Source organism: Kosakonia cowanii JCM 10956 = DSM 18146, from assembly GCF_001975225.1.
GTDB lineage: Bacteria > Pseudomonadota > Gammaproteobacteria > Enterobacterales > Enterobacteriaceae > Kosakonia > Kosakonia cowanii.
Map to the genome: position 1 here is coordinate 2,214,117 of NZ_CP019445.1, position 11,366 is coordinate 2,225,482.

At 53.6% G+C, this 11,366-nt stretch carries 11 protein-coding genes and 1 tRNA gene; 10 read left to right on the plus strand and 2 right to left on the minus strand.

The window, feature by feature from the left end:
* The first annotated feature begins 102 nt into the window (after positions 1-102).
* The 3 genes from gpt (at position 103) to crl (ending at position 2,362) form a co-directional block, all read left to right on the plus strand.
* The gene (gene gpt / locus BWI95_RS10365) at positions 103-561 is read left to right on the plus strand and encodes a xanthine phosphoribosyltransferase (RefSeq protein WP_023478997.1); all 459 of its coding nucleotides are present in this window, start codon (positions 103-105) and stop codon (positions 559-561) included.
* A 100-nt stretch (positions 562-661) separates the two neighbouring features.
* The gene (gene frsA, locus BWI95_RS10370) at positions 662-1,906 is read left to right on the plus strand and encodes an esterase FrsA (RefSeq protein WP_054804052.1); all 1,245 of its coding nucleotides are present in this window, start codon (positions 662-664) and stop codon (positions 1,904-1,906) included.
* 57 nt (positions 1,907-1,963) lie between these two features.
* Entirely contained in the window at positions 1,964-2,362 is a 399-nt protein-coding gene (gene crl / locus BWI95_RS10375; RefSeq protein ID WP_023479000.1) for a sigma factor-binding protein Crl, read from the plus strand.
* A 134-nt stretch (positions 2,363-2,496) separates the two neighbouring features.
* On the opposite strand, the gene phoE is transcribed toward crl, so the two are convergent.
* Positions 2,497-3,570, minus strand: a complete 1,074-nt coding sequence (gene phoE, locus BWI95_RS10380) for a phosphoporin PhoE (protein WP_023478988.1) — start codon at positions 3,568-3,570, stop codon at positions 2,497-2,499.
* Positions 3,571-3,864: 294 nt separating this feature from the next.
* Between phoE and proB the strand changes: the two genes are divergently transcribed.
* From proB to BWI95_RS10415, 6 genes are all read left to right on the plus strand, one after another.
* Positions 3,865-4,968, plus strand: a complete 1,104-nt coding sequence (gene proB / locus BWI95_RS10390; protein WP_023479003.1) for a glutamate 5-kinase — start codon at positions 3,865-3,867, stop codon at positions 4,966-4,968.
* Between the two features lie 11 nt (positions 4,969-4,979).
* On the plus strand, positions 4,980-6,233 hold the full coding sequence (gene proA, locus BWI95_RS10395) for a glutamate-5-semialdehyde dehydrogenase (protein WP_076769434.1): 1,254 nt from the start codon (positions 4,980-4,982) through the stop codon (positions 6,231-6,233).
* Positions 6,234-6,344: 111 nt separating this feature from the next.
* Positions 6,345-6,420, plus strand: a tRNA-Thr gene (locus tag BWI95_RS10400).
* Between the two features lie 377 nt (positions 6,421-6,797).
* Positions 6,798-7,028 carry a type II toxin-antitoxin system VapB family antitoxin gene (gene vapB, locus BWI95_RS10405; protein WP_042715980.1) on the plus strand — a complete coding sequence of 77 codons (231 nt, stop codon included), beginning with the start codon at positions 6,798-6,800 and terminating at the stop codon, positions 7,026-7,028.
* Positions 7,025-7,441 carry a type II toxin-antitoxin system VapC family toxin gene (locus tag BWI95_RS10410; protein WP_076769435.1) on the plus strand — a complete coding sequence of 139 codons (417 nt, stop codon included), beginning with the start codon at positions 7,025-7,027 and terminating at the stop codon, positions 7,439-7,441. The genes vapB and BWI95_RS10410 overlap by 4 nt, the downstream gene beginning before the upstream one ends.
* Positions 7,442-7,535: 94 nt before the next feature.
* A complete protein-coding gene (locus BWI95_RS10415) occupies positions 7,536-8,150 on the plus strand; it encodes a hypothetical protein (RefSeq protein WP_076769436.1) in 615 nt (204 codons plus the stop codon).
* 195 nt (positions 8,151-8,345) lie between these two features.
* Here BWI95_RS10415 and BWI95_RS10420 read toward each other — a convergent pair whose 3' ends face one another.
* On the minus strand, positions 8,346-8,831 hold the full coding sequence (locus BWI95_RS10420; RefSeq protein ID WP_232374426.1) for a hypothetical protein: 486 nt from the start codon (positions 8,829-8,831) through the stop codon (positions 8,346-8,348).
* Positions 8,832-9,696: 865 nt separating this feature from the next.
* Between BWI95_RS10420 and BWI95_RS10430 the strand changes: the two genes are divergently transcribed.
* On the plus strand, positions 9,697-11,358 hold the full coding sequence (locus BWI95_RS10430; RefSeq protein WP_054804076.1) for a ShlB/FhaC/HecB family hemolysin secretion/activation protein: 1,662 nt from the start codon (positions 9,697-9,699) through the stop codon (positions 11,356-11,358).
* The last annotated feature ends 8 nt before the right edge of the window (positions 11,359-11,366 follow it).

An 11,366-nucleotide genomic window follows, 5' to 3' on the forward strand; every position in this document is an offset into this window, starting at 1 on the left:
GGTAACACTGGTTTTTAGCGCGTCAGATCTCTATAATCTCGCGCAACCTATTTCCCCCTCGAACACTTTTTAAGCCGTAAAACACAGGCTGGGACACTTCACATGAGCGAAAAATACGTCGTCACCTGGGACATGTTGCAGATTCACGCCCGCAAACTTGCTGCCCGTTTAATGCCTTCAGAACAGTGGAAAGGCATTATCGCCGTAAGCCGTGGCGGTCTGGTTCCAGGCGCGCTGCTGGCGCGTGAACTGGGCATTCGTCATGTCGATACCGTTTGTATCTCCAGCTATGACCACGACAACCAGCGCGAACTGAAAGTACTGAAGCGCGCGGAAGGCGACGGCGAAGGCTTTATCGTGATTGACGATCTGGTGGATACCGGCGGCACCGCCGTAGCGATCCGCGAAATGTACCCGAAAGCACATTTTGTCACTATCTTCGCCAAGCCGGCCGGTCGCCCGCTGGTGAATGATTATGTGATTGATATCCCGCAGGATACCTGGATTGAGCAGCCGTGGGATATGGGCGTAGCCTTCGTTCCGCCAATCAGCGGCCGTTAATCCCCCCTGTTGTACACGCGCCCGGTTCTGCCGGGCGTTGTTCTTTTTGGCGCGTCACGGGTTACAATGCCCTCCGGTGAATTTTAAGGAGCTGCGCGCCATGTCCCAGTCAAATCTTAGCGAAACGCTGTTCAAACCCCGCTTTAAATACCCTGAGACCTCGACGCTGGTGCGCCGCTTTAACCCTGGCGTGCAGCCGCCCGTGCAGTCCGCGCTGGATGGCAAAAACGTGCCGCAGTGGTACCGGATGATCAACCGGCTGATGTGGATCTGGCGCGGCATCGACGCGCGCGAGATCCTTGAAGTGCAGGCGCGCATTGTGATGAGCCAGGCCGAGCGCACCGACGCGGAACTGCTCGATACGGTGGTCGGCTACCGCAACGGCAACTGGATCTACGAATGGTCCGCGCAGGCGATGAGCTGGCAGCAAAAAGCGATGCAGGAGACGGACAGTGCGCTGAGCGGCCGCCACTGGCTGCACGCCTCTAACCTCTATAGCATCGCCGCCTATCCTCACATCAAAGGCGATAGCCTGGCCGAACAGGCGCAGGCGCTGGCCAACCGCGCCTATGAAGAGGCCGCGCAGCGCCTGCCGGGCAGCATTAAAGAGCTGGAGTTCGCCATTCCCGGCGGCGCGCCGGTCACCGGCTTTCTGCATATGCCGGAAGGCGAAGGCCCCTTCCCGACGGTGCTGATGTGTGGCGGGCTTGATGGCCTGCAGATCGATTACTACACCCTTTATGAGCGCTACCTGGCCCCGAAAGGCATTGCCATGCTGACGCTCGATATGCCCTCGGTGGGCTTCTCCAGCAAATGGAAGCTGACCCAGGACTCCAGCCTGCTGCATCAGCATGCGCTCCAGGCATTGCCCAACATTCCGTGGATTGACCACACCCGCGTGGCGGCATTTGGTTTCCGCTTTGGTGCCAACGTGGCGGTGCGGCTGGCCTATCTTGAAGCGTCGCGCCTGAAAGCGGTGGCCTGCCTCGGGCCGGTGGTGCATTCCCTGCTTAGCGAGCCGCTGCGTCAGGGCGATGTGCCGGAGATGTATCTGGACGTGCTCGCCAGCCGTTTAGGCATGCATGACGCTTCCGATGAGGCGCTGCGCGTTGAACTTAACCGCTATTCATTAAAAACGCAGGGGTTACTCGGCCGCCGCTGCCCTACGCCGATGCTCTCCGGTTTCTGGCAAAACGATCCCTTCAGCCCGGAGGCGGAGTCGCGCTTAATCACCTCTTCATCCAGTAATGGAAAGCTGCTCGACATCCCGTTTAACCCGGTTTATCGCAATTTTGACGCTGCGCTCAGGAAGATTGTTGACTGGATCAACCATCAGTTCGGTTAATACTTTGAGAATTTCCATTGATTTGGTAAAACAGTTGCATCACAAAAGGAGATCGCAATGACGTTACCAAGTGGACATCCGAGAAGCAGGTTGATTAAAAAGTTTACTGCGCTAGGACCTTATATCCGCGAAGAGCAGTGCGAAGAAAACCGTTTTTTCTTTGATTGCCTGGCAGTTTGCGTGAATGTGAAACCCGCGCCGGAAAAACGCGAGTTTTGGGGATGGTGGATGGAAATGGAAGCGCAGGAGAAGCGCTTTACCTATCGCTACCACTTTGGGCTCTTCGACAAAGAGGGGCACTGGAAACCCACCGCCATTAAAGACCAGGAAGTGGTCGACCGTCTGGAAAAAACGCTGCGCGACTTCCACGAGCGCGCGCGTACGCTGTTAGCCTCCCTTGAGCTGAAGCTTGAACCTGCCGATGACTTCAAAGAGAAGTTAAAACTCCCCGCATAACGCCCCCGATAAAAAATGCCCGGCTGCTCTTCGCACGCCGGGCATGAACAGGCACTGGCCTGCTTTCTCCCATCAGACGGGAAAAAAATGCCCTCAACCGAGGGCATTTCATATAACGAGGGTCACTACAGGGTTTAGAACTGGTAGGTCACGCCAACAGCAACGATGTCGTCGTCAGCAATGCCCAGTTTGTTGTCGTCTTTGATCTGGTTGATTTTGTAATCGACCATCGCCGAGAAGTTTTTGTTGAAGTAGTAAGTGGCGCCAACGTCGATGTAGTTCACCAGATCTTCGTCGCCGATACCGTTTTCCATATCTTTGCCTTTGGTCAGCACGTAGCCCACGGACGGACGCAGGCCGAAGTCGAACTGGTACTGCGCGACGGCTTCAAAGTTCTGTGCTTTGTTGGCAAAGCCCAGCGAAGAGGAGACCGGCGTCATGTTGTATGAGACGGAGTAGAAGGTCGCCAGGTAGACGTTGTTAGCATCATATTTCACGCCGGTCGCCCAGGCTTCTGCATTCTGACCACGGCCCAGCGCCAGCGCGGTGTTCTGCGCGTTAGTACGGTCAGAGTTGGCGTAAGCACCAATAATCGTGACCGGGCTGCCGCCGAAATCGTAGGCCAGAGAGGTGCCCCAGCCGTCGCCGTTCTGCTTGATAATGCTGTTACGGCCGTTTTCGTTTTTACCCTGGTATTGCAGGGTCATGTCCAGGCCATCCACCATGCCGAAGAAGTCGGTGTTGCGGTAGGTCGCCACGCCAGTGGTGCGCTTGGTCATAAAGTTATCGGTACGGGCCAGCGAGTCGCCGCCGAACTCCGGGAACATATCGGTCACGGAAGCCACGTCGTAGAGCACGCCGAGGTTACGACCGTAATCGATAGAACCAAAATCTTTGATTTTCAGGCCAGCAAAGGCCAGACGGGTTTTCTGGCCCGAGGTGGTTTCGTCGTTGTTACCGGCGAATTCAGATTCCCAACGGCCGAAACCGGTCAGCTGGTCGTTAATCTGGGTTTCACCTTTGAAGCCGAAACGCACGTAGGTTTTGTCACCGTCGTTGCTGTTGTCATCACTGAAGTAGTGCATGGCTTTCACTTTGCCGTACACGTCCAGTTTGTTGCCATTCTTGTTATAGACTTCCGCCGCGTGAACAGAAGAAGCCGATGCAACAACGCCCAGTACCATTAATGCCAGAGTGCTCTTTTTCATTTTGAATTCCTGATTAAACTAACGCGCCACTATTCGCTGGGCTCTCGCCCCGTGAAAAACAGGAAGGGTTGTAACGCTCTGAAATGAAACATTTATGACAAAGTAAGAGTAATTTGAAAAAGTTATGTTTTTTTGTGTTTGCCATAAAATTGTCAAACTCTGCCGCTACGCTTGCTGATCCCGCGCAACAAAAAAGTGGTCGATTCACGCTGGCGGTTGGCAAGCGCGCTCACTCCTGTTACAACGTCTGATTACTAATAAACTTCTTATTTTTTCTAAAAACGGCAGAGAATCATGAGTGACAGCCAGACGCTGGTGGTAAAACTCGGCACCAGTGTTTTAACAGGCGGTTCCCGTCGCCTGAACCGCGCCCATATTGTGGAGCTGGTGCGCCAGTGTGCGCAGCAGCACGCCGCCGGGCATCGCATAGTAATCGTTACTTCCGGCGCTATCGCCGCCGGGCGTGAGCACCTGGGCTACCCGGAACTGCCCGCCACCATCGCCTCAAAACAGTTGCTGGCAGCTGTCGGCCAGAGCCGTTTGATTCAGCTCTGGGAGCAGCTCTTCTCCATTTACGGTATTCATATTGGTCAGATGTTGCTGACCCGTGCCGATATGGAAGACCGCGAGCGCTTCCTCAACGCCCGCGACACGCTGCGCGCGCTGCTTGATAACAACATCGTGCCGGTGATTAACGAGAACGACGCCGTGGCGACCACGGAGATTAAAGTTGGCGATAACGATAACCTCTCGGCGCTGGCGGCGATTCTGGCCGGAGCCGATAAGCTGCTTTTGCTTACCGATCAACAGGGGTTGTTTACCGCCGATCCGCGCAACAACCCGCAGGCGGAGCTGATTAAAGATGTCTACGGCATTGATGACGCGCTGCGCGCTATTGCGGGTGACAGCGTTTCCGGCCTCGGCACCGGCGGCATGGGCACCAAGTTACAGGCTGCCGACGTTGCCTGCCGCGCCGGTATCGAGACGATTATTGCCGCAGGCGGCAAGCCCGGCGTAATTGCCGATGTGGTGAGCGGCACGCCGGTCGGCACACGTTTTCATGCTCAGACTTCGCCGCTGGAGAACCGTAAACGCTGGATCTTCGGCGCACCGCCTGCTGGGGAGATCTCCGTTGATGAAGGGGCGACCGCCGCTATTCTTGAGCGCGGCAGTTCGCTGCTGCCGAAAGGGATTAAAAGCGTGACAGGCAACTTCTCCCGTGGGGAAGTGATCCGCATTTGTAATCTGCAGGGGCGCGATATCGCCCACGGCGTAAGCCGTTACAACAGCGATGCGCTGCGCCGGATTGCCGGCCACCACTCGCAGCAGATTGATGAGATTCTGGGCTATGAGTATGGCCCTGTCGCGGTGCACCGCGACGATATGATCACCCGTTAAGGAGCAGAGGTATGCTGGAACAGATGGGCATCGCGGCGAAAGCTGCGTCGTACAAGCTGGCGTTGCTCACAAGCCAGGAAAAAAACCGCGTGCTGGAGAAGATTGCCGACTATTTAGAGGCGCAGTCCGAGGCGATTTTGCTGGCTAACGAGCAGGATCTGCAGGAAGCGCGTGGCAACGGCCTTAGCGAGGCGCTGCTCGACCGCCTGGCGCTCAACCCGGCGCGCTTAAAAAGCATTGCCGACGATGTGCGCCAGGTTTGCAAACTTGCCGATCCGGTCGGTCAGGTGATTGACGGCGGCGTGCTGGACAGCGGGCTGCGCATCGAGCGCCGCCGCGTGCCGCTCGGCGTGATTGGCGTGATTTATGAAGCGCGCCCGAACGTCACTGTGGATGTCGCCTCTCTGTGCCTGAAAACCGGCAACGCCGCGATCCTGCGCGGCGGGAAAGAGACCTGGCGCACCAACGCCGCGACGGTGAAAGTGATTCAGCAGGCGCTGGAGGAGTGCGGTTTACCGGCGGGCGCTGTACAGGCGATTGAGAGCCCGGATCGCGCGCTGGTCAACGAGATGCTGCGCATGGATAAGTACATCGACATGCTGATCCCGCGCGGCGGGGCAGGGCTGCATAAGCTCTGCCGCGAGCAGTCAACGATCCCGGTTATTACTGGCGGTATCGGCGTCTGCCATATTCTGGTCGACGAGACGGCAGAGATCGCCCCGGCGCTGAAGATTATCGTCAACGCTAAAACCCAGCGCCCGAGCACCTGTAACACCGTTGAGACGCTGCTGGTGCATCAGGGCATTGCCAGCACCTTTTTACCGGCGCTCAGCCAACAGATGGCGGAGAGCGGCGTGACGCTGCATGCGGACGAGCAGTCGCTCGCCCTGTTGCAAAGCGGCCCGGCGAAGGTTGAAGCGGTAAAGGCGGAGCAGTATGACGATGAGTTTCTGTCGCTGGATCTGAATGTGAAGATCGTCGCCGATCTCGATGATGCGATCGATCATATTCGCCAGCATGGCACGCAGCACTCCGATGCGATCCTCACCCGCACCCTGCGCAACGCCAACCGCTTTATCAACGAGGTCGACTCCTCAGCGGTGTATGTGAACGCCTCGACGCGCTTTACCGACGGCGGCCAGTTTGGCCTCGGCGCGGAAGTGGCGGTCAGCACGCAGAAGCTGCACGCGCGCGGCCCGATGGGCCTCGAAGCACTGACCACCTATAAGTGGATCGGTTTTGGCGACGATACCATTCGTGCGTAAATAAAGTCGGGTGATGCAAAAGTAGCCGTTTGATTCACAAGGGCATTGACGCATCACCCGCTTAGTTTTAACCTTCTAACCCGTGATTCACGCTCGTGAACACCTCGCAGGGCCGATATAGCTCAGTTGGTAGAGCAGCGCATTCGTAATGCGAAGGTCGTAGGTTCGACTCCTATTATCGGCACCAGTCACTTCAATAAGTTACGCCTCATTAGTACCTTTCTCATTTTCGCTGTGGTACAAATTTGTGACACAATCACCAAAGGATTGAGTCGATTTTTTCGCATGCTCAGTCCGGTAATTAGGTGCCAATTGCGCACAGCGACCGACCATTTCGGGATATTCCCTGCCGCTTATTTCCTTTGTACGGCAACTCACCACAGCTCCGGTACCGACTCTTCGCAATACTGTTGAATGTCATTACATAGCCATGTGAAGAGCATATACATATGCCAACCCTATACACATGTATTGAGCTTGCATATACTTGGCATATGTACACGCCCGGTACCTGGACAGCGTTCCAGATATGTCCCACATATCCATAATATTCGGGAGAGAATTATGAGAACCGTATCTATTTTCAAAAACGGCAACAATCGTGCCATACGCCTGCCCCGCGATCTGGATTTTGAAGGGGTGAGTGAACTGGAGATCATTCGTGAAGGGGACAGCATCATCCTGCGTCCCGTGCGCCCCACTTGGGGCTCTTTCTCTCAACTTGAGAAGGCCGATCCGGACTTTATGGCGGAGCGTGAGGACGTTGTCACCGATGAAGGACGATTTGATCTGTGAACAAGACTTATATGCTCGACACAAATATTTGCTCATTCATCATGCGCGAGCAGCCTGAGGCAGTACTGAAACGCCTGGAGCAGACCGTTCTGCGTAACCACCGCATCGTGGTATCGGCCATCACCTATGCCGAGATGCGCTTCGGTGCTGTCGGCAAGAAAGCCTCACCGCGTCACGCAAAGCTTGTTGACGCATTCTGTGCTCGCCTTGATGCAGTTCTCGCCTGGGATCGTGCAGCAGTGGATGCCACGACCGAAATTAAGGTCGCACTGGCCGCAGCCGGCACACCGATTGGTCCAAACGACACGGCGATTGCAGGGCACGCCATTGCGGCCGGCGCTATTCTGGTGACCAACAATACCCGTGAGTTTGCTCGCGTTCCCGGACTCGAGCTTGAAGACTGGAGCCGTTAATACACAGTTTACGGTCGATTGTATGTTGTAAAGCCGGTGTTTCACTCCGGCACATCGCGACCCTTTAACAATAAAACTTCTGGAACCCCCTCAAATGAAAATTAAGCACCTGCTATCGTTTCGGTTCAACCGCTGTCTGGTGCTGATACCAGCGTCATTTTTATTGCTCAGTTGTTCCTCCAACTACCAATTACTCTGTCCTTTCGGCGCACATAAAGGCGAGATTCAGCAATTCGATAAGAGTTACTGGGAGTCAACTAAAAAAAATCCCCTGAAGAGTGACAAGCAGGTTGTTATGGAGTGTAACACCCAGTCTGATGCGGAGAAGGAGCGCCTTTCATCGGCCTATATCCAGTTGTGCAAAGCAGGTCATCTTGATACCGGGAACCGCCTCTTCGTTGAAAAGATATTCAGCGATCCTAATTATTCCAGAGCAGTTTCAGGAATGATGAATGCAAAAATGCCGAAGAAAGAGTCAGCCGAATCACAGTTGAAATGGTCAGTGGCGCACAGCGATAACCCTGACAGTTTCAAGGAGTATTGTGGGTATTACGTCAAAAAAGATGCAGATAAACGTTCTTCCACACTGTTGGGCTTAAACGTTGAAGGCTTCAGGTCTGAAATCTTTAACCAGTGCATGGTAAAAAACCATATGATGAAAATCGTTCCTACTAAATCATTCAGGAAGTGTAACAATATTAGCTGGTAACGAGCATGTAAGGTTCCAGCCCGCGTCCGGAATAACCGCTAAAAGCAGGGTATTATCCTGCTCTCATCGGGCCGGAATCTCGCCGCAACCGGGCGGCGAGTTAGATCTCAGTCAGTACCCGTTCTGATGAAGCCAGCCCGCACATGACCATTTCCTCTTACCCGGCAGGAAGCCTGGATTATCAGTACAAACCTTCTACGCAGAACCTGATTTGTGCCGCTCGCTTCCTTTCCAGTAAATCAGATACGTAAGTGCAGCAACTGAGCAAAAAGCATAAGGGCTTAAAAGCAGAATTTCGTGGTAAGTAATTTCGAATATGCTGATGACAGGCCATGCCAGTACAACCAGCCATATGAAGAGCGTAGTGAACAGTATAAAAAAGCATCCCTTAAATGAAGGGGCAGGGAATATTCGCCTTGTTATCACCACCACCGGAAGACCCACTATAAAAGACCCTGCCAGGGTGCCGTAAATACTTATCATGACGGTAAACAAATAGACAAAAATGACAGATACCAATTCCTCAGCGGAATCGTTATTTTTTGCCCAGTAAAGATATATCAAAAGAAATAATGAGCCAGATAAACTGCCAAATACCGCTGACAGTACAGAAGACATAACTAAATTTTTATCAATAATTTTAGGCATCGTTTTCTCAGCATCTGAGTTGCTGGCCTTCATGCGGCTTACCGCCTGAGCCGTGCAGCGTGGCGTGGGATCGCAAAGCAGGAATGGAGTTTAAAGGATTTTACTCCCAACCCAGCTCACTATAAGTCTTACAATCCTGGTCAGGAAAAGAGGTCATATATTGACCCCAGCCCATATATTTATAATAAAGTGTCATTGCTTCATAATAGCTCGTAGCTTCAACTTCCCATACGAGCTCTGCGCCGGGCGCTAATAACGATCTTGCTGCATGTCCGTGAACACCTTTGAGGCAAAAGGTTTGGCTCCCGTCTGGCTCTAACCATAGTTCATGCTGCAAAATTGACTCCCTTTATTATTAAGATTGTCTGCCAATCATTCCATATTAGACAGTGATTTAACAGACGATAGTCTGGTAAAGACCTTAGTTTTGCATGGCTGTGGTAATGGTCGGCATCAGTATCATTGATTTAGCTAAAGAGCGCGAGCAGCGCAAATCAGGCACAAGAGAGCACCGCGCTTACATCAGCCGGAGCGCCCGGCGAACCCGGCAACATAATAGCCTGTGGCTATTACCCCCATCCCTGCTTTGATATATCCATCTCTCTCTATTAACCTACTAATTTAAGTAGCCAAATAATCGATGCTTACAATTACCAAAAATGCTAATGGCATCTTATTAGCCAACCCTGCGTATCACTTAATCTTCAAAGCCACTGCGATATACTTCAACCTTCTCCAGAATATATCCTGAACTAAAGTGAAATTTAAAAGTGCATTATCTATTTGCCTAATCGAGTATTGCCTTTTTAATTAATCCATAAGAAAATACTTAGAAATCATTATTAAAAGCAACTTAACCAAAATTATATTGGTCGGGTGACCTATGTTTTCTTCAGGGATGAGAAAAGTGCGTTATTTATTGCTGTTTATATTATTTATCTCTGCCGCACAGGCTGCGCCATTATCGCCGGCTGATCGGGATGCGGTGCGTCAACAGCAGGAACAGCTGTTGCGACAGAGCCAGCAACAGCGCGATGAGCTGGAGCGAAGCACGCCGCTGCCGCGTCAGGACGTGCGTACGCCCGACGGCAACGCTCAGGGGCCCTGTTTTACCATCCACACCATCACCCTTTCAGGCGTCACGCTTATCAGCGCGAAAGCGCAGCAGAAACTGATCTCACCGTGGCTGAATCAATGCCTGGATATGGCAAAAATCACCCAATTAACTACCGCCATCTCCGACTGGTATATCAGCCGCGGCTATATCACCAGCCGCGCATTTCTTACTGAGCAAGATCTGTCGCAGGGTGAATTACGCCTGGTGGTAATGGAAGGGAAATTAAGCCATATCCGCCTCGACGGTGAATCGCCGCGCATTCTGAAAATGGTTTTCCCCGGTCTGGAAGGCAAGGTGTTAAACCTGCGTGATATTGAGCAGGGGATGGAGCAAATAAACCGTTTGCGCAGCAACCCTGTGCAGATAGAAATAGTGCCGGATACCGAGCCGGGATATTCCATCGTTAATCTCACCGCCACGCCGGAATTCCCGTTAAGTGCCTCTTTCTCGCTCGATAATAGCGGGCAGAAGAGCACTGGCGAGAAGCAATTAAACGGTTCACTGAGTGGAAATAACCTGCTGGGGCTGGCCGATAAATGGTTTGTCAGCGGCGGGCGCAGCAGTGACTTCGCCACCGGATATGACGCGCAAAGTTTCCAGACCGGCGTCAGCGTGCCTTATGGCTACGGCCTGCTGGATTACAGCTACGCCTGGAGTAACTACCGCACCACCATTATGAATCAGGGTTATCCATGGATGTCGACGGGTGACACCAAAACCCATCGGCTGAATGGTTCATGGGTGGTGTTTCGTAATGGCGATATCAAAACCGCGCTCTCGGCGGGCGTAACCCAGCGCTCCAGCCGTAACTGGCTTAACGACGCGCCGCTGAAAAGCAGCACCCGCAACCTCTCCAGCCTCCAGCTTGGTATCAACCACACACAGAAAATGTTCGGCGGTGTGGCAACGTTCAACCCCGGTTACAGCCACGGTATGCCGTGGTTTAACGCTGAAACCGATGAAGAGAAGATCGGCGACGTGCCGCGCGCAGAGTTCCGTAAGTGGAACCTGAGCGCCAGTTTCCAGCGCCCGGTAACCCATGATCTTCTGTGGCTTACCAGCCTGTACGGGCAGTGGTCGCCGGACCGGCTCTATGGCAGCGAACGGCTGACCCTCGGTGGCGAAAGCTCCGTTCGCGGCTTCAAAGAGCAGTATCTCTCCGGCGATAACGGGGGTTACTGGCGTAACGAACTCAACTACCCGCTGTTTACCCTGCCGGTGCTCGGGCAGATCAGCGCCACCGTCGCGCTGGACGGCGGCTGGCTGGAAAAGGATCGCTTCGACAAATTTGCCTCGGGCACGCTGTGGGGAACGGCGGTATCGCTTAGCAGCGCCGGGCGCTGGTTCGCAAGTCAAATCACACTAGGGACGCCGCTCGCCTATCCCGACTGGCTGGGGCCGGATCATCTGACGCTTAACTGGCGTGTTGCGGTGACATTTTAAGGAAGAAG